The sequence below is a fragment of the Salipiger sp. H15 genome, from assembly GCF_040409955.1.
In the GTDB taxonomy this organism is placed as follows: Bacteria; Pseudomonadota; Alphaproteobacteria; order Rhodobacterales; family Rhodobacteraceae; genus Salipiger.
Window position 1 is genome coordinate 570,704 of the sequence record NZ_CP123385.1, and the last position, 26,797, is coordinate 597,500.

Consider the following 26,797-nt stretch of genomic DNA (forward strand, 5'->3'; position numbering starts at 1 on the left):
CTCAGATCTTCAGCCGGGTGTTCTCGGGATCGACGAAGACCGTTCCGGTGATCTTCGCCGCGATGGTGCGGTCGGGCATCGGGATGTGGACGGTCTCGCCCATCCGCCCGTGCCCGCCCGCGACCAGCGCCAGCGCGATGGGACGGCCCGCGGCATCCGAGTGGTAGGACGAGGTCACGTGGCCGACCATGGTCATCGGGATCGCTTGGCTGGGGTCGAAGACGATCTGCGCCCCCTCCTCGAGCTTGCTGCCATCCTCGGTCAGCAGCCCGACCAGCTGCTTGCGGCCCTCGGCCACGAGGTCGGGCCGCGCCATGCCGCGCTTGCCGACGAAGTCGGGCTTCGACTTGCCGACGGCCCAGCCCATGCCCGCGTCGATCGGCGTGACCGTGCCGTCGGTGTCCTGGCCGACGATGATGTAGCCCTTCTCGGCGCGCAGGACGTGCATGGTTTCCGTGCCATAGGCGCAGATGTTGAACCTCTGCCCGGCCTCCCAGAGCAGCTCCCAGAGCCTGCGGCCCATCGGCGCGGGCACGTTGACCTCGAAGCCGATCTCGCCGGTGAAGCTGACGCGGAAGAGCCGCGCGGGGATGCCCGCGACGCTGCACTCGGTGCAGGACATGTGCCGCTAGGCCTCCTCGGCCAGCTCGACGCCCTCGACGAAGGGCGCCAGCAGCTTCGCGGCATCGGGGCCGTTGAGCGCGATGGTGGACCATTGCTCGGTGGTCGAGGTGAGCCAGACGTTCAGGTCCGGCCACTCGGTCTGCAGGTAGTCCTCCATCATGTTCAGCACCCGCGCGGCGCCCCCGGTGGTGGTGGTGACGTGGAACTTGTCCTGCGCCATGCGGCCGATGACGCCGTCGTCGCGGATGAAGCCGTCGTCGCCGCAAAGCAGGCCATAGCGGCAGCGGCCCGGCGCCAGCTTGCTCCAGGGATTGGTGTACATGCGGTTCATGAACTCGACGGCGTCGGGGCCGACGACCTCGATCTTGCCCAGCGTCGAGGCGTCGAAGATGCCGACGCCGGCGCGGGTGGCGCGGCACTCGCGGCTGACCGCCGCCTCCATGTCCTCGCCCGGCCGCGGGAAGTACCAGGCCCGGCGCCACTGGCCGACCGGCTCGAAGACCGCGCCCTGTTCCTCGGCCCAGAGATCGATCTGGGTCTTGCGCGTCACCTCGAAGTGCCCGCCGCGGTGATAGCCCGCGAAGGCGCCGAAGCTGGTCGGGGTATAGGGCGGGCGGAAGGTGGTCAGGCCGACCGAAGGCTGTTTCTTTCCAAGCGCATCCGCGGCGATGTTGAGACCGTTGATATTGGACATCTTGCCCTGGTCGGTGGCCATGCCGTTGGTGGTGTAGCGCTTGACGTGCTCGATCGAGCGCATGCCCTCGCGCACCGCGAGGCGCAGGTCCTTGGCGGTCACGTCGTTCTGGTAGTCGACGAAGGCCTTGGCCTTGCCGGGGCTGAGGTCGGTCGGCAGTTCCCTGTGCGACACGCCCGAGCCGGCGCGGTCGTCCGAGACGGTGTAGGCCCGCGCGTCCCCGGTCTTGCCGAGCGCCTCGACCACCGCGCGGCCCTTCTCGGCGCCGTCGTTCAGCACCGCCTCGAGGCCCCAGAGGCCGCGGCTGGCGCCGGCGATGACGCAATCCTCCGGCGTGCGCTCGGGCAGGAAGGTGGTGCGGTCGTCGTCCCAGGCCAGCGTGCCCCTGGTGTGCGAGAAGAGGTGCAGCGAGGGCGTCCAGCCGCCCGACATCAGCACCGCGTCGCAGGCGATCTCCTCGCCCGCGCCGACCCTGCCGCCGGAGACCGGGTTGATCCGGATCGAGGCGACCCGCAGCCGGCCCTTGGTCGCCGTGGCGGTGCGGCCGAGCTTGACGGGGATGCCGCGCAGCCGCGCCTCGGCCATCAGCTCCTCGCTGACGCTGGCCCGCGTGTCGGCGATGGCCTGCACCCTGGCGCCGGCGTCCGAGAGATCGAACGCCGCGTGCCAGGCACTGTCATGCGAGGTCAGCACCACGGGGCGGCTCCCCACCAGCACGCCGTAGCGGTTGAGGTAGGTCTGCGCCGCGCCCGCCAGCATGACGCCGGGGCGGTCGTTGCCGTGGAAGACCAGCGGCTTTTCCAGCGCGCCCTGCGCCAGCACCACCTGCTTCGCCCGCACCCGCCAGAGCCGCTCGCGCGGGGTGTCGGCGGGCAGCTGCGCGAGGTGGTCGGTCAGCCGCTCGCAGAGGCCGATGAGGTTCTGGTGGTAGTAGCCGATGGCGGTGGTGCGGGTCATCACCTTGACGCCCGCGGCCTTCAGCGCGGCCAGCTCGGAGGCCAGCCAGTCCCAGGCCGGGATGCCGTCGATCTGCGCCTGCGGCTCCGAGAGCAGCGTGCCCCCCGCCTCGGCATTCTCGTCCACGAGCACGACCTTGAGGCCCGCCTCGGCAGCGACCTTCGCCGCGGCGAGGCCCGAGGGCCCGGCGCCGACGATCAGCACGTCGCAATGCAGGTTGCGCGAGGCGTAGCTGTCGGGGTCTTCCTCGGTGGGGCTCACCCCGAGCCCGGCGGCGGCGCGGATGAAGGGCTCGTAGACCTTGTCCCAGAAGCTGCGCGGCCACATGAAGGTCTTGTAGTAGAAGCCGGCCGAGAAGAGCATGTAGGCTGCGTCGTTGACCGCGCCGATGTCGAACTTCAGGCTCGGGTACTTGTTCTGCGAGCTGGTCTCGAGCCCGCCCCAGATCTCCTGCACCGTGGCGCGGGTGTTGGGCTCGAACCGGCCCGGGCCGCGGCGGGTGCCGATCAGCGCGTTCGGCTCCTCGGAGCCCGCCGCCACCGGCCCGCGCGGGCGGTGGTACTTGAACGAGCGGCCCATCAGGTGCACGCCATTCGCGAGCAGCGCCGAGGCGACCGTGTCGCCCTCGTAGCCCTGGAAGGTCCTGCCGTCGAAGGTGAAGTTCACCGGGCGGCTGCGGTTGACGCGGCCCTTGCCTGCGACACGGGCGGATGCGCGATGGCTGCTCATTTCTGGCCCTCCTTCAGCGCGGCGAGGTCGGGGCGCGGCGCGCCCGCCTTGTAGGTGGTCAGGAACTTGTCGGTGACGGTGTTGCGCACGGCGTTGAAGAAGCGCCCGCAGCCGTGCAGGTGGCGCCAGCGCTCGAAGTGGTCACCCTTCACGTTGTCACGCATGAAGAGGAACTGCTGCCAGGCATCGTCGCTCATCTCCGAGGGGTTCTCCGGCCGGGCGATATGCGCCTCGCCGGCATAGGTGAACTCGACCTCGGGCAGCGTCTCGTCGCAATAGGGGCAATGTATCAGGAGCATGGGCGTCGTCCTTAATGTGCAGTCATCATCGCGCGCAGGTCAGTGCGCGACTGCGGCCGCCGCCGCCTCGTCGATCAGCCGGCCGGTGCGGAAGCGGTCGAGCGTGAAGGGGGCGTTGATCGGGTGCGGCTCGTCCTTGGCGATGGTCCAGGCGAAGACATGCGCCGAGCCCGGCGTGGCCTTGAAGCCGCCCGTCCCCCAGCCGCAGTTGACGTAGAGGTTCTTGACCGGCGTCTTGCCGATGATCGGCGAGCGGTCCGGCGTGTTGTCGGTGATCCCCGCCCATTTGCGCAGCATCCGCATGCGGTTGAAGATCGGGAAGACCTCCGAGATCGCCGCGATCGTATGCTCGATCAGCGGCAGCCCGCCGCGCTGCGAGTAGCTGACATACTGGTCGGTGCCGCTGCCGATCACCAGCTCGCCCTTGTCGGACTGGCTGCAATAGGCGTGCACGGCGTTCGACATGACCACGCAGGGGAACACCGGCTTCACCGGCTCGGAGACCAGCGCCTGCAGCGGCATCGACTCGAGCGGCAGGCGGACATCGGCGGTCGCCATCACCTGGGTGTTGTGGCCCGAGGCCGAGACCGCGACCTTTTTCGCCTTGATGAAGCCCTTCTCGGTGTCCACCCCGGCGACCGAGCCGTCGGGGTTGCGGCGGATCGCGGTCACCGCGCAGTTCTGGATGATGTCGACGCCCCGCGCCGCGGCGCCCCGGGCATAGCCCCAGGCCACCGCGTCGTGCCGCGCCGTGCCCGCCCGCTCCTGAAGCGCGCCGCCCATGACGGGGTAGCGCGAGGTCTTCGAGATGTTGATCGGCGGGCAGTACTCCTTGCACTCCTCCGGCGTCAGCCAGCGGTTGTCGACGCCGTTGAGCCGGTTGGCATGCACGTGGCGCTTGAAGCTCTGCACGTCATGCACGGTGTGCGCGAGCATGAGGCAGCCGCGGTTCGAGTACATGACGTTGTAGTTCAGCTCCTGGCTGAGGGTCTGCCAGAGATCCACCGAGTGGTCGAAGAGCCGCGCGCTCTCGTCGTAGAGGTAGTTCGAGCGGATGATCGTGGTGTTGCGCCCGGTGTTGCCGCCGCCGAGCCAGCCCTTGTCGATCACCGCGATATTGGTGATGCCGTGCTGCGTCGCGAGGTAGTAGGCCGCCCCGAGCCCGTGCCCGCCGGCGCCGACGATGACCACGTCATACTCGGCCTTCGGCTGGCTGTCCGGCCACTGCTCGGTCCAGTTCCTGTGACCGGTGACGGCGTTCTTGAGAAGGGAAAAGGCGTTGAACCGCGTCATCGGAGGGCCCCCGGCTGGAATGGCGTTCGGCTATCCGTAGCGAGCCCTTCGGCCAGCGGCGTGAGCTTTTGCGACAGTGCCATCGGATCTTTGCGTCGGGGCCCGTGTCGCGATGATCCGGTTGCCCTTGGGCTGCCACGCCGGCCGCCGGGACCGTGGGTTTCGGCGCCCCGCCCCGTGACCCGTGGAGACCGACCTGCGAATCCCTGCGTTACAACTTATTAAATTCAGATAGTTACGCTGCACCCTACCCGCTCGCGCGCCCGAAACCTCCCACCCCGCGCCCCCTCCCGGCGCACGCCAGCGGGCCGGAACCGGCACCCGGCGTCGCGAAGATACCGGGGCTCTGTCGTTCCGGTTCTGCCCTGCGTGCGGACTTCCCTGAATAACCTCCGGACCGCAGATCAGCCTGCCGCCTGTCCGGGCTCAGTACAGCCGCAACGGCCCAGGGCGCGCATATTCCGCGCCGCACATCACCCCGCACCAAGACGGGCAGAAGCCTCCGGACGTGACTTGGCGAAAGGCTCCTTACCAGCAGAGGAGAGCCTCACTTGACCTATCCCACCGACACCGGAGACACCGGGACGGCACCGGACGCGCCCCCCGCGGAGAGCGTGATCCAGACCGACTACACCATCGGCCGCGACAATATCGAGGGCTCGGTCGGCCCGATCTATTTCGACGTGCACAACCCGGTCTTCGCGATCTCGGCGCTTGCCATCATCGCCTTCGTGGCCTTCACCCTCGCCCTTCCCGAGCTTGCCGACACGCTCTTCAGCACGCTCTTCACCGAGGTGACCACCGGCTTTGACTGGCTGTTCCTCGGCGCGGCGGACGTCTTCGTGCTGCTCTGCCTCGTGCTCATCGTCAGCCCCCACGGCAAGATCCGCCTCGGCGGGCGCGACGCGGTGCCGGAGTTCGGCTACCTCAGCTGGTTCTCGATGCTCTTCGCCGCCGGCATGGGCATCGGGCTGATGTTCTACGGCGTCTCCGAACCGCTCAGCCATTTCGGCTCGTCGCTCGGCGGCACGTCGCTCGGCGATGCCGGCACGCGCAGCGACTGGGCCCCGCTCGGCGCCGCGCTGAGCCAGGACGAGGCGGTCCGGCTCGGCATGGCGGCGTCGATCTTCCACTGGGGGCTGCACCCCTGGGCGATCTATGCCGTGGTCGGGCTCAGCCTCGCGCTCTTCAGCTACAACAAGGGCCTGCCGCTGACGATCCGCTCGGCCTTCTACCCGATCTTCGGCGAGAGGGTCTGGGGCTGGCCGGGGCACATCATCGACATCCTCGCGGTCTTTGCCACGCTCTTCGGGCTTGCCACCTCGCTGGGCCTCGGCGCGGCGCAGGCCAACGCGGGTTTCCACAAGCTCTTCGGCGTGCCGGTGGGCGAGACGACGCAGATCGTGCTGATCATCGGGATCACCGCGATTGCGCTCTTCTCGGTGATCCGCGGTCTCGAGGCGGGCGTGAAGCTGCTTTCCGAGATCAACATGGGCCTTGCCCTGCTGCTGCTGCTCTTCGTGCTCTTCGCCGGGCCGACGCTGCTGCTGGTCACCAGCGCCGGGGACTACCTGCTGGCCTACCTGAAATACCTGCCCGCCCTGTCCAACCCGGTCGGCCGCGAGGACGTGAACTTCATGCAGGGCTGGACCGCCTTCTACTGGGCGTGGTGGATCAGCTGGTCGCCCTTCGTCGGCATGTTCATCGCCCGCGTGAGCCGCGGCCGCACCGTGCGCGAGTTCCTGATCAGCGTGCTACTGATCCCGAGCCTCGTCTGCGTGATCTGGATGTCGGTCTTCGGCGGCGCGGCGATCACCCAGGTGGTGAGCGATGGCTATACCGCCGTGCAAGAGGCCGAACTGCCGCTGCAGCTCTTCGCCATGCTCGACAAGATGCCGCTGACCGCGATCACCTCGTTTGTCGGCATCATTCTGGTGATCGTCTTCTTCGTGACCTCGTCGGACTCGGGCTCGCTGGTGATCGACACGATCACCTCGGGCGGCAAGGTCGACGCGCCGGTGCCGCAGCGGGTGTTCTGGTGCGTCTTCGAGGGCATCGTCGCGGTTGTCCTGCTGCTCTCGGCCGGGGGTCTCAAATCGCTGCAGTCCATGGTGATCTCGACCGGCCTGCCCTTCACCATCGTGCTGCTGGTGATGTGCGTGGCGATCTGGCGGGGGCTCGCGAGCGAGCCGCGCTGAGCCATCCGTCCGCCCGAAGGATCGCGCCGCGGAGGAAACTCCGCGGCGCTTTTCGTTCCGACGTTACGCGAAGGGCACGGGCTCCGGGTCGGGCGTCAGCCCGCGCTCCTGCCGCAGCGCCTGCGGCGTGCAGCCGAAGCGGCGGCGGAACATCCGGCTGAGGTGCGAGGAGTCGCAGAAGCCGCAATCCACCGCCACCTGCGCGATCGACTTGTCCGCCGTCAGGACCAGGTGATGCGCCAGCGACAGGCGGATATTCAGGAAGGCCGCCTGCGGCGATACGTCGAGCGCGCTGCGGAAATGCCGCTCGAGCTGGCGCTTGCTGTGGCCGATCCGCCGGGCGATCTCCTCGACCGACAGCGGCGTGTCGACGGTCTGCTGCATGAGCTGCAGCGCCCGCAGCACGATCGGATCGCGGGTCTTGAAGCCAAGGGTGATCCCCGGCTGCGGCTTCTCGGCCTGCAGCGCGTCGTCGATGATCATGATGTGCAGGCTCTTGCTGGCCTGCGCGCGCCCCACGTGCTTGTCCACGAGATAGGCCGCCAGATGCGCCGAGCTGGCCCCGCCCGAGCAGGTGAGCCGGTCGCCGTCGACCACGAAGATCTGGTCGGCCACCGGGTTCAGCCCCTCGAACTGCTCTAGGAAATCGGCGTGGTGGAACCAGCTGACACAGCAGCGGTAGCCCTGCATGAGCCCGGCCTCGTGCAGCAGGAAGGCCCCGGTGCAGACCCCGACCAGCGGCACGCCCGCCTCTGCCGCCTGCCGCAGGAATTTCACGTAGGCGGGGCCGAGCGTCTGCATGTCGTCCATCAGCCCGCCGACCACGACGATGTAGTCGAACCGCGCCGGATCGCCGAGCCGCTCCTTGGGTTGCACCGTGATGCCGCTGCTCGAGGGCACCGCGTCCATCGTCTCCGACAGCACCGTCCACTTGCAGAGGATCGGGCGGCTTCGGTCGCCCTCGTCCGCCGCGAGCCGCAGCACGTCGACGAAATTGGCAAAGGCGCAGAGCGTGAACCGCTTGGCGAGGATGAACCCCACCGAGAGCCGCGCATCCTCGGGCCCGCGCCGGACGGCCCGGGACGAGGCCGCGCGCGAGGTGGCTTTCTGGAGAGCTGGGAGAAGGGTCATGCGGGCACTCCGGGCTGCGCGGGGAATTCGTGGCGGGCCGTCGTAGCCCTCACCCCCGCGTGTCGCAAACGTCCTGTCCTTGGACAGCGCTTCGTCGCAATACTCTGCGCTACGAAATCTGCGCCGACTTCGCCAAACGCGCCCATGCAAGGCCGAAACGCGACGTCTTCGCCGATCAGGAAGAAACGGGCGAACATTTGAAGGCGGCCCCCGCGGCGTCGCCCCTGTTCTCCGAAATGTCCCTTAAATCCGTCCCCTGCGCGGGCGGAGAGGGCCCGGGGAAGCCGGGCCACGGCAGAGAGGAAGCGACATGAAGGTGCTGGTCCCGGTGAAGCGGGTCGTCGATCACAACGTGAAGATCCGCGTGAAGGCGGATGGCACGGGCGTCGATCTGGCCAACGTGAAGATGTCGATGAACCCGTTCGACGAGATCGCGGTCGAGGAGGCGATCCGCCTCAAGGAGGCCGGCAAGGCGGACGAGGTCGTGGTGGTCTCGGTCGGTCCGGCGCAGGCGCAGGAGGTGCTGCGCACCGCGCTCGCCATGGGCGCCGACCGTGCCCTGCTGATCACCGCCGAGGGTCCGGTCGAGCCGCTGACCGTCGCCAAGCTGCTGAAGGCCGTGGTGGCCGAGGAACAGCCCGGCCTTGTCATCCTCGGCAAACAGGCGATCGACGACGACAGCAACCAGACCGGCCAGATGCTGGCTGCGCTGCTCGGCTGGAGCCAGGGCACCTTCGCCTCGGCGCTCGAGCTCGGCGAGGGCCGCGCCAGGGTCACCCGCGAGGTGGACGGCGGGCTTCAGGCCATCGAGATCGCGCTGCCGGCCATCGTCACCGCCGACCTGCGACTCAACGAGCCGCGCTATGCCTCGCTGCCCAACATCATGAAGGCCAAGAAAAAACCGCTCGACCAGAAGAGCGCCGAGGACTTCGGCGTCTCGACGACACCGCGCCTCAAGGTGCTGCGCGTCGAGGAGCCCGCGGCGCGGGCGGCGGGCGTCAGGGTCGGCAGCGTCGGCGAGCTGCTCGACAAGCTCAAGACCGAAGCCGGCGTCATCTGAGAACGGGAGCGCATAGCATGGCCATTCTTCTTTTCGCGGACCACGACAACGCGACCCTGTCCGAGCAGACTGCCAAGGCGCTGAGTGCCGCGCTGCAGATCAGCCCCGAGGTCGACATCCTCATCGCCGGCAAGGGCGCCGGTGCTGCCGCCGAGGCCGCCGCCAAGCTGACCGGCGCGCGCAGCGTGCTGCTGGCCGAGGGCGACGCGCTCGAGCACCGGCTGGCCGAGGCGAGCGCGGCATTGATCGTCGCGCTTGCCGGCGCCTATGACACGATCCTCGCCCCCGCCACCACCACCGGCAAGAACGTCCTGCCGCGCGTTGCGGCGCTGCTCGACGTGATGCAGATCTCCGAGATCACCGAGGTCGTCGCGCCCGACACGTTCAAGCGCCCGATCTACGCCGGCAACGCCATCGAGGTGGTGCAGTCGACCGAGGCCACGAAGGTGCTCACCGTCCGCACCGCCGGTTTCGCAGCGGTCGCCGCAGCAGACAACGCCGCGCCGATCCGCACCGTCGAGGCCGGGGCCGAGGGTGGCGCCCTCTCCAGCTTCCTCGAGAACCGGCTCTCGTCGAGCGACCGGCCCGAGCTGAGCGCGGCGAAGATCATCGTCTCGGGCGGCCGCGCGCTCGGCTCGGAGGAGAAGTTCCGCGAGGTGCTGAACCCGGTCGCCGACAAGCTCGGTGCCGCCGTCGGCGCCTCGCGCGCGGCGGTCGACGCGGGCTACGCGCCGAACGACATGCAGGTCGGCCAGACCGGCAAGGTCGTCGCCCCGGATCTCTACATCGCCTGCGGCATTTCCGGCGCGATCCAGCACCTTGCGGGCATGAAGGACAGCAAGATCATCGTCGCGATCAACACCGACGAGGACGCGCCGATCTTCCAGGTTGCGGACTACGGGCTTGTCGGCGATCTTTTCGAGGTCCTGCCGGAACTTGAGCGCCAGCTCTGACGCCCCCGCCGCGCGAAGGACGGTCGTTTTTCGCGCGGTGAATGCCGGTTCGGCGCCATCAGCACGCCGCGCCTCGCCCTATCACTTCGGTACCCACCTCGAACAAGCGGACTCCACCCATGTCTTCCTTTCCTGAACGCGCGAATGTCGTCATCGTCGGTCTCGGCGGCATCGTCGGCGCCTCGGTCGCCCATCACCTGATCGAGCGCGGCTGGGACAATATCGTCGGCATCGACAAGTCCGGCATCCCCACCGACATCGGCTCGACCGGCCACGCCTCGGATTTCTGCTATTGCACCAGCCACGATCTGCTGAGCACCTGGACGACCATGTACTCGGTCGATTTCTACGAGAAGATGGGCCATTACAGCCGCATCGGCGGTCTCGAGGTGGCGCGCGTCGGTGACGACCAGCGGATGGAAGAGCTGAAGCGCCGCTGCGACTCCGGCCGCGCCTTCGGCACCCGGGTGAAGATGATCTCCGCCGCCGAGGCCAAGGAGAAGTTCCCGCTGCTCGAGGAAGACCAGATCCAGGGCGCGATGTGGGATCCCGACGCCGGCCTCGTCGTCCCGCGCTCGCAGACCGTCGCGGGCAAGCTCGTGGACCAGGCCGAGAAGTCCGGCAAGCTCAAGGCCTTTGCCAACACCCCGGCGCTGGAGTTGATCACCGAGAACGGCCGCGTGACGGGTGTGAAGACCTCGCGCGGGACGATCATGGCCGATCACGTGGTGGTCTGCGCCGGTCTCTGGGGGCGCCTCATCGCCGCCATGGCGGGCGAGGACCTGCCGGTGATGCCGGTCGACCACCCGCTGACCTTCTTCGGACCCTATGACGAGTTCGCCGGCACCGGCCTCGAGATTGGCCGTCCGCTGCTGCGCGACCAGGGCAACTCGGCCTACATGCGCGACACCGGCGATCCCGCGACCACCGAGGGCGGGCAGATGGAATGGGGCTACTACTACGAGAAGGACGTGCGGATGGTGCATCCGCGCGACATTCTCGAGAAGCACCAGTCGCGCCTCTCGCCCTCGATGCGCGACCTCGTGCTGGATGACGTGATCGAGCCGCTCGAGCGGGCGATGGAGCTGACCCCGATCCTCGCCGAGCTCGGCTTCAACGAAAGCCACTCGTTCAACGGCCTGCTGCAGACCACCACCGACGGCGGCCCGTCGATGGGCGAGAGCCGCAAGCTGCGCGGGCTCTGGTACGCCGTGGCGATCTGGGTCAAGGACGGCCCCGGCATGGGCAAGCTCATCGCCGACTGGATGACCGACGGGCGCACCCACATCGACCACAACCGCATCGATTATTCGCGCTTCCAGGACTTCCAGCTGACCGAGGACTTCATCTGGGGCCGCTGCGAGGAAACCGCCGCCAAGATCTACAACCCGCCCGTCCACCCGCGCGAGCCCTTCGGCAACGGCCGCGGCATCCGCCGCTCGCCCTTCTACGAGCGCGAGGTCGAGCTTGGCGGCTACTTCATGGAACTCGGCGGCTGGGAACGGGCGCATGGCTATGCCGCCAACGAACACCTGCTGGAGAAATACGCCGATCAGGTGCCGGTGCGCGAGAACGAGTGGGACAACCGCCACTTCTGGCGCGTGTCCAACGCCGAGCAGCTCGAGATGAGCGCCGACTGCGGCCTCATCAACCTGTCGCACTTCCACATGACCGACATCGAGGGTCCGGACCACGTGGCGCTGATGGAATGGCTCTGCGCCGCGAAGATCGGCGGCGACACCATGGTCGGCAAGGGCATCTACACCCACATGCTCGACGACGAGGGCAACGTGCGGGCGGACTTCACCGTCTTCCGGATGGGGGACCGCTGCCGTCTGGTGAATGGCGCCGATGCCGGGCCGCGCGACCTCGAGTACATGAAGCGCACCGCGATGGACAAAGGGCTCGACGTCACCATCACCGACGTGACCGAGAAGTTCACCACCATCGGCATCTGGGGCCCGAATGCCCGCGAGAACCTCAAGAAGGTGGTCGCGGACCCGGCCGGGCTCGACGTCGAGAACTTCCCCTTCGCCGCCATCAAGCCGATCGAGATCGCCGGCAGGACCGTCACGGCCTTCCGCATCTCCTACGTCGGCGAGCAGGGCTGGGAGCTGCACATGCCCTACGAGGACGGCCTTGCCGTCTGGGACGCTCTGCGCTCGACCGGCGTCATGGCGGTGGGGGTCGAGACCTACGCCAACTCGCGCCGCCTCGAGAAGTCGCTGCGCCTGCAGAACGCCGACCTCATCACCCAGTACAACCTTTACGAGGCGGATCTCTCGCGTCCGAAGGTCAAGGAGGCCGAGTTCCGCGGCAAGGAGAAGCACCTCGAGTACCGCGCCCGCGACCACCAGCCCGCGATGCTCTGCACGCTGGTGATGACCAACAACGTCGACAGCAAGGGCGTCGCCCGCTACCCGGTCAACACCATGCCCGTCATGGACCCCGAGACCGGCGAGGTGCTGGTCGACGAGCTCGGCCGCCGCTCCTACACCACCTCGCAGGCCTTCGGCCCCAGCATCGGCAAGAACATCATGCTGGCCTACCTGCCGTGGGACTACTGCCAGATCGGGCGCAAGCTGCAGGTGACCTATTTCGACGAGCCCTTCGAGGTCGAGGTCGCCGGGATCGGCTACGCCCCGCTCTACGACCCGGAGAACAGCAAGCCGCGCAGCTGAGCTGCCGGATCGACCCAAGACCGAAGACGCCGGCGGGACTCCCCCGCCGGCGTCGCGCCTTTTCCGGGGAAAGGGGTCGGGACTTCAGCCCCTGCCCCTCCCGCCAGTCCTCGCTGAGCCGCGCGCGGCGGAGGCCCGTTCGGCGCCGCGACCTCCCAAATCCGCGCGCCCGGCGACTCCCAGAACCCCGCCCGCAAGTTTACCTTGGATAACGTTTACGTAAACCTGTTGACGCATTGGTGACGCCCCGGTACGAATAATCACGGACTTCAGAAATCCGATCGTCTTTAGGGAGGAGCGATCAATGTCTGGATGCGTGAAGCATTCCGCTATTGTGGCGGCAGGAGCGGTATTGGCGTTCCTGCCTTTGACAGATAAGGCGCAGGCCGCCGGGTTCCAGTTGCGTGAAATGAGTTCCGAGGGCGTGGGCTCTGCGTTTTCCGGATCGACGGCGAAGGCGACGGATCTCTCCACGGTCTATTCCAACCCTGCCGGGATGACGCATATCCCCGGCACGGCGGCACAGCTCGACCTGAACTACGTGATCCCGACGATCCGCTTTTCCGGCGAGGCCGGGATCGGCGGCTCGGAATATTCCGGCGGCGACGGCGGCGACGCGGGCGAGAACAAGCTCGTGCCGGCCTTCTACGGCCTCATCGACCTCACCCCGACCATCAAGGCCGGCCTGTCGCTGACCGTGCCCTTCGGCCTTGCCACCCAGTACGACGAGGACTGGAAGGGGCGCTACTTCGCCATCGAGAGCGAGATCGAGAACCTCGTCCTCACGCCGAGCATCGCCTGGCAGGCGACCGACCGGCTGTCGCTGGGGGCCGGCATCCAGATCGGCCATGCCGATGCGACGCTGTCGAACGCGCTCAACCTCTCGGGGCTCGGCCTCGGCGATGGCAAGTCGGAGCTGACCGGCGACGGCTACGGCTACGGCTACACGCTGGGCGTGCTCTACGACATCGCGCCGACGACCCGCGTCGGCCTGAGCTACCGCTCCAAGGCGACCTACACGCTCGAGGGCAAGGCCAAGATCAGCGGCGTGCCCGATGCCTATGCCGCCGCGATCCCGGCGCTGCGGAGCTCCGACGCCGAGGCCGAGGTCACGATGCCCGACGTCGTCTCGATCGGCGCCTACCACGAGGTCAATCCGCAATGGGCGGTGATGGGCGACGTGTCCTGGACCAACTGGTCGACCTTCGACGAGTTGCGGGTGAAGTTCGATGACGGCCGGGCCGACAGCGTGACCGACGAGAACTGGCACGACTCCTGGTTCGTCGCGCTCGGCGCGGACTACAAGCCGCGCGACAAGCACACGATCCATTTCGGCGTCGCCTACGACCAGAGCCCGGTGCCGAACGACAACCGGACCGCGCGGATCCCCGATGCCGACCGCTACTGGGCCTCGCTGGGCTACAGCTACGAGTTCGGGCCGGACCGGACGATCAACGTCGGCTACACGCATATCTTCTTCGACGAGGCCGACATCGAGGAAACCACCGCCTTCGGGACGCTCAAGGGCAGCTACGAAGGCCATGCCGACATCCTGAGTGCCAGCCTGACCTACCGGTTCTGATCCGCCGGGTCCCGCGCACGCCCCCACCGGCGCTGCGCGGGCCGCAGGCGGCACCAGCCGCACCCCCAAGTAAGAGGCCTGTCCCGGCTGCAGGGACAGGCACCCGCAGTCCGCGCTCCCCGAGCGCCGGACCAGACGCCCTGTTGCCGGAGCCCTGCTCATGTGTCCAAATGACGTCGCGACTGCCGATCTGATGCCGCTCCGAGACCCCGCGAGCACCGGCGGCCAGGCCCGCGCCATCCCCGCGCTTCTCGATGACGCCGTGCGCCTTCATGGCGACCGCCCGGCCATTCACTTCCTCGGGCGCCGCTACAGCTACCGCGAGCTTGGCGCGCTGGTCGACCGCGCGGCGGCCGGGTTTGCCGAGCAGGGTGTCACCAGGGGCGTCCGGGTCGGGCTCTGCCTGCCGAACATGCCCGCCTTCGTGATCTGCTACTTCGCCGTGCTGAAGGCCGGCGGCACGGTGGTGAACTTCAACCCGCTCTATGCACCGCGAGAGCTGCAGCACCAGGTCGAGGACTCGGGCATCTCGCTCATGGTCACCACCGACCTTGCCGCGATCTATCCCAAGGTGTTGGCGCAGCTGGGGCGCGGCGCGCTGACACGGCTGGTCATCTGCCCGATGGCCGAGATGCTGCCGCCGCTCAAGGGGCTGCTCTTCCCGCTGCTGAAACGCCGGGACCTTGCCCGCATTCCCGCTGACGAGCGGCACATCCAGTTCCGCCACCTGACCCGGCGCGCCGGCACGCTGACCCCGCCCGCGATCGACCCCGAGACCGACCTCGCGACGCTGCAATACACCGGCGGCACGACCGGGCTCTCCAAGGGCGCGATGCTGACCCATGCCAATATCGTCGCCAATGCCGAGCAGATCTTCGACCGGCTCCCCGATCCTCGGATGGGCGAAGAGCGGGTGCTCGCGGTCCTGCCGCTTTTCCACGTCTTCGGGATGACCGTGGCGATGAACCTCGGCGTCCGCATCGCCGCCGAGATCATCCTGGTGCCGCGTTTCGACGTCGAGGGCACGATCGAGGTGATCGAGCGCCAGCGGCCTACGCTGTTTCCGGGCGTGCCGACGATCTACACCGCGATCAACCATGCGCTCGAGAAGCGCTCGGCCGATCTCACCTCGCTGCGCTGCTGCATCTCGGGCGGCGCCCCCTTGCCCGGCGAGGTCCGCCGGCGCTTCGAGGCGTTGAGCGGCTGCCATCTCTGCGAGGGTTATGGCCTCTCCGAAAGCTCGCCGGTCGTCTGCTGCAACCCGTTCGACGGCGGTGCGCGCGACGGGTCCATCGGCAGGCCGCTGATCGGCACCCGGGTCGAGATCCGCGACCTCAACGACCCGGGCCGGATCTGCGGCCCCCACGAGAAGGGCGAGCTCTGCGTGCGCGGCCCGCAGGTCATGCAGGGCTACTGGAACCGCCCCGAGGAGACCTCGGCCAGCTTCATCGACGGCGCGCTGCGCACCGGCGACGTCGGCTATGCCGACGAGGACGGGTTCTATTTCATCGTCGACCGGATCAAGGACATGATCCTGTGCAGCGGCTACAACGTCTATCCGCGGGTCATCGAGGAGGCGCTCTACCAGCATCCGGCGGTGGCCGAGGCGGTGGTGATCGGCGTCCCGGACGACTACCGCGGCAGCGCGCCCAAGGCCTTCGTGGTCCTCAAGCAACCGCTCGACGCACCCGAGGCGGCGCTGCACGAATTCCTCAAGGACTATATCTCGCCCATCGAGATGCCCCGGCAGATCCAGATCTGCGAGAGCCTGCCAAAGACCCCGGTCGGCAAGCTGTCGAAGAAGGAGCTTCAGGAAGGCGAGCGGAAGCTGCGCGAAAACCCGGCATCCGGACACGAGGGCGCACCATGACTTACGTAAGCGTCCTCACGTGGCCGGAAAGCGCTGTCCTTCGTCATGATCTCGGTGCTACAAACCATGGTGGGTTGCGGACTGCACAGCGTCCGGCCCCCTCTCCGCGACAGGTCTCAAATGGACAAGCTCTATTCAATCTCGGAACTGTCGAACGAGCTTGGCGTGACCCCGCGCACCATCCGCTTCTACGAGGAACGCGGGCTGCTGCTTCCGCAGCGGGTCGGTGCAAACCGGATCTACACGGCGCGGGATCGCGCCCGGATGATCCTGATCCTGCGCGGCAAGCGGCTCGGCTTCACGCTGAAGGACATCAGCGAGTACCTCGATCTCTACGATGCCGATCCGACGCAGCGCGAGCAGATCGACACCCTGCTCGGCAAGGTCCGCCAGCGGATCAGCGAGCTGGACGAGCAGTTCGAGACGCTGCGCGTGACGCTCAGGGAGCTGCGCGAGATCGAGCAGATGTCGCTGGACGCCCTCGAGCGCCACGAAAAGGCCGCCGCGCGGACCACGGCGCGGAAATCCTGATCGCCACCGGAACCCGCAGGGTTCCGCCTCACCATAATCCTCACGCAACTCCGGAGAGTTACCGATGACACGTGTCGTTGTCGCGGGCTACGTGCGCTCGCCCTTTACCCTTGCCCGCAAGGGCGCGCTGGCCAGGGTCCGGCCGGACGATCTGGCCGCGCAGGTGGTCAAGGCTCTGGTCGGTCGCTCCGGCGTCGATCCCGAGGCGGTCGAGGACCTGCTGCTCGGCTGCGCCTTCCCCGAGGGGGAACAGGGGCTCAACCTCGCCCGGCTCGTCGGTCTGATGAGCGGGCTGCCGCAGTCGGTCGGAGCCGCCACGATCAACCGCTTCTGCGGCTCGTCGATGACCTCTGTGCATGTCGCCGCCGGGTCGATCGCGATGGGCGCCGGCGAGGCCTTCGTCTGCGCCGGGGTCGAGAACATGAGCCGGGTGCCGATGATGGGCTTCAACCCGATGCCGCATCCCGAGTTCGCCCGCGCTCACCCCGAGGCCTACATGGGCATGGGGGAGACCGCCGAGAACGTCGCCCGGCGCTGGCAGATCACCCGCGCCGAGCAGGAGGAGTTCGCCCTCCGCTCGCAGGAAAAGGCCGCGGCGGCGCTGCAGAAGGGCCTGCTGGCCGACGAGATCGTGCCGATCACCGGGCGCGACGGCGTGGTCGAGACCGACGGCTGCCTGCGCCCCGAGACGACGCTCGAAGGCCTTGCCGAGCTCAAGCCCGCCTTTGACGCGCAGGGTGTCGTGACCGCCGGAACCTCGTCGCCGCTGACCGATGGTTGCGCGGCGGTGCTCATCTGCTCGGAGGCTCATGCCGAGAAGCACGGGCTGCCGGTCCTCGCCTACGTGAAATCCGTCGCCGTGAAGGGTTGCGCGCCCGATGTCATGGGGATCGGCCCGGTCGCCGCCACCCGCGCCGCACTGCAACGCGCCGAGATCTCCGCCCATGATCTCGACGTGATCGAGCTCAACGAGGCCTTTGCGTCCCAGTCCATCGCCTGCATCCGCGATCTCGACCTCGATCCGGCGCGGGTCAACCTCGACGGCGGCGCGATCGCGCTCGGCCATCCGCTCGGCGCCACCGGCGCGCGCATCGTCGGCAAGGCGGCGAGCCTGCTGAAGCGCGAGGGCGGCCGCTACGCGCTGGCGACGCAATGCATCGGCGGCGGTCAGGGCATCGCCACCATCCTGGAGGCCGCATGATGGCCGGCATCGGGACGGTCGCCGTCATCGGCGCCGGCGTCATGGGCGCCGCGATCGCGGCCCATGTCGCCAACTCCGGCACCAGGGTGCTGCTGTTCGACATCGTGCCCGAGGGCGCGGCGAACCGGAACGCGCTGGCCGAGGGGGCCGTCGCGAAGATGCTGAAGGCCGACCCCGCGCCCTTCATGGGCGCCAGGGCCACGCGCCTCGTCGAGACCGGCAATCTCGAGGATGACCTTTCGCGCCTCGCCGAGGCCGACTGGATCATCGAGGCGGTGATCGAACGGCTCGACATCAAGCAGGCGATCTACCGCAGGATCGACGCGGTGCGCAAACCGGGCAGCATCGTGTCCTCGAACACCTCGACCATCCCGCTCGCGACGCTGGTGAGCGGGCTGCCGGAGAGCTTCGCGCAGGACTTCCTCGTCACGCATTTCTTCAACCCGCCCCGCTACATGCGGCTGATGGAACTGGTGACCGGCCCCGCGACCCGCGCGGAGGCGGCCGAGACCATCGCGGAGTTCGCCGACCGGCGGCTCGGCAAGACGGTGGTGCGGGCGAAGGACACGCCGAGCTTCATCGGCAACCGGCTCGGCATCTACTGGCTGCAGACCGCCGTGGTCGAAGCGGCCGAGCGTGGCATCCCGGTCGAGATGGCCGACGCGCTGATCGGCAAGCCCTTCGGCATCCCCAAGACCGGCGTCTTTGGCCTGCTGGACCTCGTCGGGCTCGACCTCATGCCGCATGTGAACGCCAGCCTTGCCGCCGCGCTGCCGCAAGAGGACGCCTTCCATGCCGCGAACCGGCCGCTGCCGGTGGTGCAGAAGATGATCGCCGAGGGCTACACCGGCCGGAAGGGCAAGGGTGGCTTCTACCGCATGGGCCGCGACGGCGGGCAGAAGGTGAAGGAGGCGATCGACCTCGCCACCGGCGCCTACGCCCCCGCCCGCAAGCCCCGGTCCGAGGCGATGGAGGAAGCCGGGCGCAGCCCGCGCGCGCTCATGGCGCATGACAGCGCCGAGGGCCGCTACGCCGCCGCGGTGATGGGCGCGACGCTGCGCTATGCCGCCGGACTGGCCGGCGAGGTGGCCGACAGCATCGCCGACATCGACGAGGCCATGTGCCTTGGCTACGGCTGGAAGGACGGCCCCTTCGCGCTGATGGACAGGATCGGCCCCGACTGGCTGGCCAAGCGGCTCGAGGCCGAGGGCCAGACGGTGCCGCCGATCCTCGAACTGGCGCGCGGCCGCAGCTTCTACCGCGTCGAGGCGGGCCGGCTCGAGCAGCTGGGCCTCGACGGCGCCTACCACCCGGTCACCCGCCCCGAGGGCGTGCTGCTGCTCTCCGACATCAAGCTCGGCGCGAAGCCGGTGCTGAAGAACGGCTCCGCCGCGGTCTGGGATATCGGGGACGGCGTGCTCTGCTTCGAGTTCACCTCCAAGATGAACTCGATGGACGACCAGATCCTCGCGCTGCTGGCCAAGACGCTGAAGCTGGTCGAGGCGAAGTACAAGGCGCTGGTGATCCACAACGAGGGCACGAATTTCTCGGTCGGCGCCAACCTCGGCCTCGCCTTCTTCGCCGCCAATATTGCGGCATGGGATCAGGTCGAGGCGCTGGTGGGGCTGGGCCAGCAGACCTTCCAGGACATGCGCCGGGCCCCCTTCCCCGTCGTCGGCGCGCCCTCGGGCATGGCGCTCGGCGGCGGCTGCGAGGTGCTGCTGCACTGCGATGCGGTGCAGGCCCATGCCGAGAGCTACATCGGCCTTGTCGAGGTCGGCGTCGGGCTGATCCCCGGCTGGGGCGGCTGCACCGAGATGCTGCACCGCTGGCAGAAGTTCGGACGCCTGCCCAAGGGGCCGATGCCGGTGCCCTCGAAGGTCTTCGAGATCCTCAGCACCGCGACGGTGGCGAAATCGGCGGCCGAGGCCAAGGAGCTGCTGTTCCTGCGCCCCGAGGACGGCATCACCATGAACCGCGCCCGGCTGCTGGCCGATGCCAAGGCCCGCGCGCTGGCCATGGTCGAGGGCTACGTTCGGCCCGAGACGCGCGACTACACCCTGCCCGGGCCATCGGGCCTCGTCGCCATGGAGATGGCGGTGCAGCAGTTCCGCAAGATGGGCAAGGCCACCCCCTATGACGAGGTCGTCTCGGGCGCGCTGGCCGAGGTGCTGTCGGGCGGAGACACCGATCCGCTCGACACGCTCACCGAGACGGACCTGCTGAAACTAGAACGCGACCGCTTCTTCACGCTGGTCAAACGGCCCGGCACGCTCGACCGCATCGAGACCATGCTGATGACCGGCAAGCCGCTGCGCAACTGAACCCCGGCCCTGGGCCTCAGACAGAGGGACATCACGACGATGGCCAAGTACACGCCCCCCCTGCGCGACATGCGCTTTGTCTACCACGAACTGCTGGGCTGCGACGACCTCGCGGAGCTGCCGGGGTTCGAGGAGTTCACCGCGGATCTCATCGACCCGATCCTCGAAGAGGCCGGCAAGATCTGCGCCGAGGTGCTGCACCCGATCAACCGCTCCGGCGACGAGGAAGGCTGCCGGCTCGAGAACGGCGTCGTCCGCACCCCCGCCGGCTTCCCCGAGGCCTACCGCCAGTTCCGCGAGGGCGGCTGGACGGCGATCACCTGTGATCCGGCCTATGGCGGTCAGGGCCTGCCCGCCGCCGCCGACGTGCTGGTGACCGAGATGATCTGCTCGGCGAACCTCTCCTTCGGCATGTACCCGGGCCTGTCGCACGGCGCCTACCTCGCGCTGCACAGCCACGGATCGGAGGAGCTGAAGCAGGCCTACCTGCCGAGGCTCGTCGACGGCACCTGGTCGGGCACCATGTGCCTGACCGAGCCGCATTGCGGCACCGACCTCGGCCTGCTGCGCACCAGGGCCGTGCCGCAGGAGGATGGCAGCTACCGCATCACCGGCACCAAGATCTTCATCTCCGCCGGCGAGCATGACCTGACCGAGAACATCATCCACCTCGTGCTGGCGCGGCTTCCGGACGCGCCCAAGGGCTCGCGCGGGATCAGCCTCTTCGTCGTGCCGAAGTTCCTGCCCACCGCCGAGGGCACCCCGGGCGAGCGCAACGGCGTGCTATGCTCGAGCATCGAGCACAAGATGGGGATCAAAGCCTCGTCGACCTGCGTGATGAACTTCGACGAGGCGCAGGGCTGGCTCGTCGGCGCGCCGCACAAGGGTCTGCAGGCGATGTTCACCATGATGAACAACGAGCGCCTCGCGGTCGGCGGTCAGGGGCTGGGCCTTGCCGAGGCGGCCTACCAGGGCTCGGTCGCCTATGCCCGCGAGCGGCTGCAGGGCCGATCGCTGACCGGGACCAAGGCGCCCGACAAGCCCGCCGACCCGATCATCGTGCATCCCGACGTGCGCCGCATGCTGCTTCTCCAGCGCGCCGCGACCGAGGGCTGCCGGGCGATGGCGGTCTGGGTGGCGCGGGAGCTCGACAGGCAGACCCACCACCCCGAGCCGGAGGTGCGCCAGGCCTCGGAGGATTTCGTCGCGCTGATGACCCCGATCGTAAAGGCGCTCTTCACCGATCTTGGCTTCGAGAATGCCAACCTCGGGATGCAGGTGCTGGGCGGGCACGGCTACATCCGCGAACACGGCATGGAGCAATTCGTCCGCGACGCACGCATCACGCAGATCTACGAGGGCACGAACGGCATCCAGGCGCTCGACCTCGTGGGCCGCAAGCTCGGCGCCAATGGCGGCCGCTACCTGCGCCGGTTCTTCCACCCGGTAGCGGAGTATATCGAGGCGCGCGCCGGGACGCCCGAGATGGCGCCCTACGTCGGCCCGCTCGCCAAGGCCTTCGGCCGGCTGCAGACGGCCACGGCCACCGTCGCCCGGCGCGGCCTTGCAAACCCTGACGAGGCGGGTGCGGCGGCGACCGACTACATGCGCCTCTTCGGCCTGACGGCCCTCGGCTATCTCTGGGCGCGCATGGCCGAGACCGCGATGGAGAAATCCCGCGAGACAGGCGATGCCGACGGCTTCTACGCCGCCAAGCAGGTGACGGCGCGGTTCTTCATGGAGAAGATGCTGCCGCAGACCGGCGCGCTGCTCTCGCAGGTCATGTCCGGCGGCGAGACCGTCATGGCACTAGACGAGGCGGCGTTCTGAGCCGGACACGGGACAGGAAAGGAGCGAACGGAATGGACGATCTGGGCGGCAAGACACTCTTCATCAGCGGCGGCAGCCGCGGCATCGGGCGGGCCATCGCGCTGCGGGCCGCGCAGGACGGCGCCAACGTGGTGCTGGCGGCAAAGACCGTTACACCCCATCCCCGGCTTCCCGGCACCATCGAGGACGCCGCGGCCGAGGTCGAGGCGCAGGGCGGCCGCGCCCTGCCCCTTATGCTCGACATCCGCGACGATGCCGCGGTCGAGGAGGCGGTGCGCAAGGCCGAGGCGCATTTCGGCGGCATCGACATCGTGGTCAACAACGCCAGCGCCATCTCTCTGACGCCCACGCCGGAGACCGAGATGAAGCGTTTCGACCTGATGATGCAGGTCAACATGCGCGGCACCTTCGCGGTCACCCGCGCCTGCCTGCCCGCGCTGAAGCGGGCGGCGAACCCGCATGTGCTGACGCTCTCGCCGCCGCCCTCGCTCGACCCGGCGTGGTACGGGCCGCATGTGGCCTACACGATCTCGAAGATGGGAATGAGCCTCTGCGTGCTCGGCTGGACCGAGGAGTTCCGCCCGCTCGGCATCGCCGCCAACGCGCTCTGGCCCCGCACGGTGATCGACACCGCGGCGCTCGCCATGCTCGGCGGCACGGTGCAGCCGAAGAACTGCCGCACGCCGCGGATCGTCGCCGACGCCGCCCATGCGATCCTGACCCGCCCCGCGCAGAGCTGCACCGGCAACTTCTTCATCGACGAGGCCGTGCTGCGCGAGCAGGGCGTCGAGGATTTCTCGGGCTACGCCGTCGATCCCGCCGAGCCGCTCCTGACCGACCTCTTCGTTGCCTCCGAAGACTGAGCGCGACCACCCTTCTCCGGAGGAACCGATGATGATGAAACGCCTCGCTCCCCTCGCCTGCGTGCTGGCCCTCACCGCGGCTCCCGCGCTCGCCGCCGATCCGGTTCTCGGAAACTGGCAGACCCAACCCGGCGACGACGGACATTTCGGCGTCGTGACCATGGCGCCCTGCGGCAGCAGGATCTGCGGGACGCTGAGCCACGCCTTCGACGCGGGCGGCACGGCGATCCCCTCCTCCAATCTCGGCCGCCAGATCGTCTGGGACATGCAGCCGGAAGGCGAGGGGAAATATGACGCGGGCCGCATCTGGGCACCCGATCGCGACAAGACCTACAAGTCCAGGATGGAACTCTCGGGTGACCAGCTGAAGGTCTACGGCTGCGTTTTGGGCGTCTGCCGCGGCCAGACCTGGACCCGCGTTCAATAGCGCGAAGACCTGACAGGATTTGCGGTGTCGCATTTGCGTGCAGCCGGTCCCCCGGACACGATGAGAGGGTCGTGACCGCGGAACTGGAGCGTGGATATGGCGAGACGGAAGTTCAGCGGCGAGTTCAAGGTTGAGGCCGCGAAGCTGTTGAATGATCGGGCTGTTTTGATCTCTTAGCCATGCCGGGAACTGGAGCGTCCAAAGAACGTGCTGCCTCGCCCACGCAGGCTGTCCAACCGGCACGCGACCATTCGGTTTGCCTCGCGAGGCACCTCGGCGGTGACCTACTCCCCTTGGGGTCCGCGGCTATTGGTTCGCTATGTTCATGGTTTGGGCCTCTACTGACCGTTGGTGATACTCCCACGGGGTGAGCCCGTCGAGGCTCGTGTGTGGGTGGTGATGGTTGTAGTCATCGCGCCAGGCCGAGATCAGCTCCCTTGCGTGGCGCAGGTTGGCGAACAGGTGCTCATTCAGGCACGCGTCCCTCAGACGGCCATTGAAGCTTTCCACGAAGCCGTTCTGCATCGGTTTGCCGGGTGCGATATAGTGCCACTCGATGTATCGCTCCTCCTGCCATTTCAGGATGGCGTTCGATGTCAGCTCCGTTCCGCTCGCAATTGTCCTCGGACCAATGGTGGACAGGGCTCGCTCACTGACCACCATGCAGGGATAGCCGCGGACCCGGGCGATGTTGTCGAGGTCCCGCGCTCCTCTCTGACCAGGCAGCGATGTATCGATCACACAGGCCAGGCATTCCCGGCTGAAGTCGTCGATGACGCAGAGCACCCGGAAGCGGCGACCATCGGACAGGCTGTCTGGCACGACGTCCAGCGACCAGCGCTGGTTCGGCCCCTGCGGGATCGTCATGGGTGCCCTGGTGCCCAGGGCCCGCTTGCGACCGCCCCGTTTACGGACTGTTAAGCCTTCTTCTCGGTAGATCCGGTAGAGCTTCTTCCAGTTCACCTTCCAGCCTTCGCGGCCAAGAAGCAGGTGCAGCCTCCGATAGCCGAAGCGCCGTGGTTCGCTGGACAGCTCCTTCAGCCTCTCTCGCAGCTCGGTGTCCGCAGGTCTGGTTGATCGTCGTCTGTAGACACGCGGATCGATCCCGGCCAAGGCACAGGCCCGGCGCTGGTTGTAGTTCTTCTCGGTCATGGCCCAGTCCACAGCGCGTCGCCTTGCACCGGGCTTCAGAAGGGTCGGCAGGTTCTCTTGCACCGGAGACGTTCACCCGCCTCCATTCCCAGCCTCTTCTCCTTGAGCGTGGCGACATCAAGCATCTGCTCCGCCAGCGTTGTTCGGGGCAAACGCCCCACTGGGGCCTTTGCTGATCCCTCCAACTCTTCAGCTTCGCGTTCTCAACCTCGAGCGCTTTTAGCCGCTTGGCCTCGGACACTTCCATGCCCCCATACTTCGAGCGCCACTTGTAGAATGTGCCATCGCTTATGCCGTGCTTCCGGCAGAGTTCCATGGCACCTATCCCGGCTTGGCGCTCCTTCAGGATGCCGATGATCTGCTCTTCGCTGAAACGGCTTTTCCGCATCGTCTGTCTGCTCGTTTGGAGAACAGGCTAACTTCGAACTGCGGACTTTTCCGGGTTGCGGTCACGCGCGTGGACCTGCAGGGCGCGCTGATCGACATCCTGGAACTGTCGGTGGTGGATGAGCGCGATCTGCGAAAGCAAAAAGCCTCCTGCGAGAGGAGGCTGATCAACTTGTAGAGTTTATGGTTGCGGGAGCAGGATTTGAACCTGCGACCTTCAGGTTATGAGCCTGACGAGCTACCGGGCTGCTCCATCCCGCGACAGGGGAGATCGTTTTGAGAGATACGGTTTTTGTGGGTCTTGCTAGGTTTGGCGGTGACCTACTCTCCCACGTCTTGAGACGCAGTACCATTGGCGCGGCAGCACTTAACGGCCGGGTTCGGAATGGAGCCGGGTGTTTTGCTTGCGCTATGACCACCAAACCGAGAAAGACCCACTTGCTGCAGGCAGCAAGTGGGTCTGGTCGGCGGACGCGACCTGCGAAGCAGGTTGCGGGCCGACACGTCTCACGTGCTGGATGCAGCGATTTCCAAGTCAAGTATGTGTAGGGGTTGTATGCTTTTGTCTGATCGGAACAGCCTTGCTGTTCCTGGATCGGATCAAGCCTATCGGGCCATTAGTACCGGTCAGCTGAATGCATTGCTGCACTTACACCTCCGGCCTATCGACGTGGTGGTCTTCCACGGCCCTCAGGGATACCTTGTTTTGAGGGGGGCTTCCCGCTTAGATGCCTTCAGCGGTTATCCTGTCCGATCATAGCTACCCAGCACTGCCGTTGGCACGACAACTGGTCCACCAGTGGATCGTTCACCCCGGTCCTCTCGTACTAGGGGCAACTCCTCTCAAGTATCCTACACCCACGGCAGATAGGGACCGAACTGTCTCACGACGTTCTAAACCCAGCTCACGTACCTCTTTAAATGGCGAACAGCCATACCCTTGGGACCTGCTCCAGCCCCAGGATGAGATGAGCCGACATCGAGGTGCCAAACACTGCCGTCGATATGGACTCTTGGGCAGTATCAGCCTGTTATCCCCGGCGTACCTTTTATCCGTTGAGCGATGGCCCTCCCACTTGGGACCACCGGATCACTATGGCCGTCTTTCGACTCTGCTCGACTTGTCAGTCTTGCAGTCAGGCTGGCTTCTGCCATTGCACTCAACGAGCGATTTCCGACCGCTCTGAGCCAACCTTCGCGCGCCTCCGTTACGCTTTAGGAGGCGACCGCCCCAGTCAAACTACCCGCCACACAGGGTCCCGGAACCGGATAACGGTCCGCGGTTAGACATCAAGCAATGCAAGGGTGGTATCTCAAGGGAGGCTCCACAGAAACTGGCGTTCCTGCTTCGAAGCCTACCACCTATCCTGCACATGCATGGCCTGATGCCAGTGTGAAGCTGTAGTAAAGGTGCACGGGGTCTTTCCGTCTAACCGCGGGAAGCCTGCATCTTGACAGGCAATTCAATTTCGCTGAGTCGATGTTGGAGACAGCGGGGGAGTCGTTACGCCATTCGTGCAGGTCGGAACTTACCCGACAAGGAATTTCGCTACCTTAGGACCGTTATAGTTACGGCCGCCGTTTACCTGGGCTTCAATTCAGAGCTCTCACCCCTCCTTTTAACCTTCAGGCACCGGGCAGGCGTCAGACCCTATACGTCGTCTTGCGACTTCGCAGAGCCCTGTGTTTTTAGTAAACAGTCGCCACCCCTGGTTTGTGCCCCCAGCCAAAACTTGCGTTGAAACTGGGCCTCCTTCTCGCGAACTTACGGAGGTATTTTGCCGAGTTCCTTCAACATCGTTCTCTCAAGCGCCTTGGTATTCTCTACCAGTCCACCTGTGTCGGTTTAGGGTACGGTCTAAAAGTGGGGCTATTTCCAGGAACCGCTCAGCAGCCCTTCCAATCCGATAAGGAAGAACTACCCCTGCGATCCGTCACCACCACATGGCCCAGGAATATTGACCTGGTTCCCATCGACTACGCCTTTCGGCCTCGCCTTAGGGGCCGGCTT

16 protein-coding genes, 1 tRNA gene, 2 rRNA genes and 2 pseudogenes (1 of these 21 only partly in view) are annotated in these 26,797 nt (G+C 67.1%); 13 read left to right on the top strand and 8 right to left on the bottom strand.

From position 1 onward, the window contains the following. Nucleotide 1: 1 nt before the first annotated feature. The 3 genes and pseudogenes from PVT71_RS16985 to PVT71_RS16995 all read right to left on the bottom strand — a co-directional run bounded on the left by PVT71_RS16985 (nucleotide 2) and on the right by PVT71_RS16995 (nucleotide 4,596). Nucleotides 2–3,004 (bottom strand): annotated as a pseudogene (locus PVT71_RS16985) (sarcosine oxidase subunit alpha). Then, nucleotides 3,001–3,303 carry a sarcosine oxidase subunit delta gene (locus PVT71_RS16990; protein ID WP_095882167.1) on the bottom strand — a complete coding sequence of 101 codons (303 nt, stop codon included), beginning with the start codon at nucleotides 3,301–3,303 and terminating at the stop codon, nucleotides 3,001–3,003. The pseudogene PVT71_RS16985 and the gene PVT71_RS16990 overlap by 4 nt, the downstream one beginning before the upstream one ends. A 39-nt stretch (nucleotides 3,304–3,342) precedes the next feature. Further along, complete coding sequence (locus tag PVT71_RS16995; protein WP_353475249.1) at nucleotides 3,343–4,596, bottom strand: sarcosine oxidase subunit beta family protein; 1,254 nt, start codon at nucleotides 4,594–4,596, stop codon at nucleotides 3,343–3,345. Between the two features lie 614 nt (nucleotides 4,597–5,210). On the opposite strand from PVT71_RS16995, the gene PVT71_RS17000 reads away from it, so the two are divergent. Continuing rightward, nucleotides 5,211–6,794, top strand: a complete 1,584-nt coding sequence (locus tag PVT71_RS17000; protein WP_353475558.1) for a BCCT family transporter — start codon at nucleotides 5,211–5,213, stop codon at nucleotides 6,792–6,794. Between the two features lie 63 nt (nucleotides 6,795–6,857). Here PVT71_RS17000 and PVT71_RS17005 read toward each other — a convergent pair whose 3' ends face one another. Further along, on the bottom strand, nucleotides 6,858–7,925 hold the full coding sequence (locus PVT71_RS17005) for a GlxA family transcriptional regulator (protein WP_353475250.1): 1,068 nt from the start codon (nucleotides 7,923–7,925) through the stop codon (nucleotides 6,858–6,860). A gap of 310 nt (nucleotides 7,926–8,235) precedes the next feature. Here PVT71_RS17005 and PVT71_RS17010 point away from each other — a divergent pair, with 310 nt between their 5' ends. The 11 genes from PVT71_RS17010 (at nucleotide 8,236) to PVT71_RS17060 (ending at nucleotide 23,247) form a co-directional block, all read left to right on the top strand. Then, nucleotides 8,236–8,985 (top strand): electron transfer flavoprotein subunit beta/FixA family protein, encoded by a 750-nt coding sequence (locus tag PVT71_RS17010; protein WP_353475251.1) that lies wholly within the window; start codon nucleotides 8,236–8,238, stop codon nucleotides 8,983–8,985. A gap of 17 nt (nucleotides 8,986–9,002) precedes the next feature. Next, nucleotides 9,003–9,938, top strand: coding sequence for an electron transfer flavoprotein subunit alpha/FixB family protein (locus PVT71_RS17015; protein WP_353475252.1), 936 nt, complete (start codon nucleotides 9,003–9,005; stop codon nucleotides 9,936–9,938). A 119-nt stretch (nucleotides 9,939–10,057) separates the two neighbouring features. Continuing rightward, nucleotides 10,058–12,619 carry an FAD-dependent oxidoreductase gene (locus PVT71_RS17020; RefSeq protein ID WP_353475253.1) on the top strand — a complete coding sequence of 854 codons (2,562 nt, stop codon included), beginning with the start codon at nucleotides 10,058–10,060 and terminating at the stop codon, nucleotides 12,617–12,619. Nucleotides 12,620–12,923: 304 nt separating this feature from the next. Beyond that, nucleotides 12,924–14,201 carry an outer membrane protein transport protein gene (locus tag PVT71_RS17025; RefSeq protein WP_353475254.1) on the top strand — a complete coding sequence of 426 codons (1,278 nt, stop codon included), beginning with the start codon at nucleotides 12,924–12,926 and terminating at the stop codon, nucleotides 14,199–14,201. A 193-nt stretch (nucleotides 14,202–14,394) separates the two neighbouring features. Further along, on the top strand, nucleotides 14,395–16,071 hold the full coding sequence (locus PVT71_RS17030) for a long-chain fatty acid--CoA ligase (RefSeq protein WP_353475255.1): 1,677 nt from the start codon (nucleotides 14,395–14,397) through the stop codon (nucleotides 16,069–16,071). Between the two features lie 120 nt (nucleotides 16,072–16,191). Further along, on the top strand, nucleotides 16,192–16,602 hold the full coding sequence (locus tag PVT71_RS17035; RefSeq protein WP_353475257.1) for a MerR family DNA-binding transcriptional regulator: 411 nt from the start codon (nucleotides 16,192–16,194) through the stop codon (nucleotides 16,600–16,602). Between the two features lie 64 nt (nucleotides 16,603–16,666). Further along, nucleotides 16,667–17,803: a thiolase family protein gene (locus PVT71_RS17040; RefSeq protein ID WP_353475258.1), complete on the top strand. Its 1,137-nt coding sequence runs from the start codon at nucleotides 16,667–16,669 to the stop codon at nucleotides 17,801–17,803. Continuing rightward, a complete protein-coding gene (locus PVT71_RS17045; protein ID WP_353475259.1) occupies nucleotides 17,800–20,127 on the top strand; it encodes a 3-hydroxyacyl-CoA dehydrogenase NAD-binding domain-containing protein in 2,328 nt (775 codons plus the stop codon). The genes PVT71_RS17040 and PVT71_RS17045 overlap by 4 nt, the downstream gene beginning before the upstream one ends. 39 nt (nucleotides 20,128–20,166) lie before the next feature. Next, nucleotides 20,167–21,957, top strand: a complete 1,791-nt coding sequence (locus PVT71_RS17050) for an acyl-CoA dehydrogenase C-terminal domain-containing protein (protein WP_353475260.1) — start codon at nucleotides 20,167–20,169, stop codon at nucleotides 21,955–21,957. Nucleotides 21,958–21,989: 32 nt separating this feature from the next. Beyond that, on the top strand, nucleotides 21,990–22,820 hold the full coding sequence (locus tag PVT71_RS17055) for an NAD(P)-dependent oxidoreductase (RefSeq protein ID WP_353475261.1): 831 nt from the start codon (nucleotides 21,990–21,992) through the stop codon (nucleotides 22,818–22,820). 28 nt (nucleotides 22,821–22,848) lie between these two features. Next, nucleotides 22,849–23,247 (top strand): DUF2147 domain-containing protein, encoded by a 399-nt coding sequence (locus PVT71_RS17060; RefSeq protein ID WP_353475262.1) that lies wholly within the window; start codon nucleotides 22,849–22,851, stop codon nucleotides 23,245–23,247. Nucleotides 23,248–23,553: 306 nt separating this feature from the next. Here PVT71_RS17060 and PVT71_RS17065 read toward each other — a convergent pair. Then, nucleotides 23,554–24,787 (bottom strand): annotated as a pseudogene (locus PVT71_RS17065) (IS3 family transposase). Between PVT71_RS17065 and PVT71_RS17070 the strand changes: the two are divergent. Further along, a complete protein-coding gene (locus PVT71_RS17070) occupies nucleotides 24,731–24,964 on the top strand; it encodes a hypothetical protein (RefSeq protein ID WP_353475573.1) in 234 nt (77 codons plus the stop codon). The pseudogene PVT71_RS17065 and the gene PVT71_RS17070 overlap by 57 nt on opposite strands. A gap of 6 nt (nucleotides 24,965–24,970) precedes the next feature. On the opposite strand, the gene PVT71_RS17075 is transcribed toward PVT71_RS17070, so the two are convergent. The 3 genes from PVT71_RS17075 to PVT71_RS17085 all read right to left on the bottom strand — a co-directional run. Further along, a tRNA-Met gene (locus tag PVT71_RS17075) sits at nucleotides 24,971–25,047 on the bottom strand. Nucleotides 25,048–25,094: 47 nt separating this feature from the next. Then, nucleotides 25,095–25,209 (bottom strand): 5S ribosomal RNA (gene rrf, locus PVT71_RS17080). 173 nt (nucleotides 25,210–25,382) lie between these two features. Then, nucleotides 25,383–26,797, bottom strand: a 23S ribosomal RNA gene (locus tag PVT71_RS17085) (it continues 1,414 nt past the right edge of the window).

Excerpts from the sequence above, each read along its gene's own strand:
- PVT71_RS17035 (WP_353475257.1), top strand. The coding sequence starts at position 16,192 with ATGGACAAGCTCTATTCAATCTCGGAACTGTCGAACGAGCTTGGCGTG.
- PVT71_RS17010 (WP_353475251.1), top strand. The coding sequence starts at position 8,236 with ATGAAGGTGCTGGTCCCGGTGAAGCGGGTCGTCGATCACAACGTGAAG.
- PVT71_RS17040 (WP_353475258.1), top strand. The coding sequence starts at position 16,667 with ATGACACGTGTCGTTGTCGCGGGCTACGTGCGCTCGCCCTTTACCCTT.
- PVT71_RS17015 (WP_353475252.1), top strand. The coding sequence starts at position 9,003 with ATGGCCATTCTTCTTTTCGCGGACCACGACAACGCGACCCTGTCCGAG.
- PVT71_RS17030 (WP_353475255.1), top strand. The coding sequence starts at position 14,395 with ATGCCGCTCCGAGACCCCGCGAGCACCGGCGGCCAGGCCCGCGCCATC.
- PVT71_RS16990 (WP_095882167.1), bottom strand. The coding sequence starts at position 3,303 with ATGCTCCTGATACATTGCCCCTATTGCGACGAGACGCTGCCCGAGGTC.
- PVT71_RS17060 (WP_353475262.1), top strand. The coding sequence starts at position 22,849 with ATGATGATGAAACGCCTCGCTCCCCTCGCCTGCGTGCTGGCCCTCACC.
- PVT71_RS17050 (WP_353475260.1), top strand. The coding sequence starts at position 20,167 with ATGGCCAAGTACACGCCCCCCCTGCGCGACATGCGCTTTGTCTACCAC.
- PVT71_RS17005 (WP_353475250.1), bottom strand. The coding sequence starts at position 7,925 with ATGACCCTTCTCCCAGCTCTCCAGAAAGCCACCTCGCGCGCGGCCTCG.
- PVT71_RS17045 (WP_353475259.1), top strand. The coding sequence starts at position 17,800 with ATGATGGCCGGCATCGGGACGGTCGCCGTCATCGGCGCCGGCGTCATG.
- PVT71_RS16995 (WP_353475249.1), bottom strand. The coding sequence starts at position 4,596 with ATGACGCGGTTCAACGCCTTTTCCCTTCTCAAGAACGCCGTCACCGGT.
- PVT71_RS17025 (WP_353475254.1), top strand. The coding sequence starts at position 12,924 with ATGTCTGGATGCGTGAAGCATTCCGCTATTGTGGCGGCAGGAGCGGTA.
- PVT71_RS17055 (WP_353475261.1), top strand. The coding sequence starts at position 21,990 with ATGGACGATCTGGGCGGCAAGACACTCTTCATCAGCGGCGGCAGCCGC.
- PVT71_RS17020 (WP_353475253.1), top strand. The coding sequence starts at position 10,058 with ATGTCTTCCTTTCCTGAACGCGCGAATGTCGTCATCGTCGGTCTCGGC.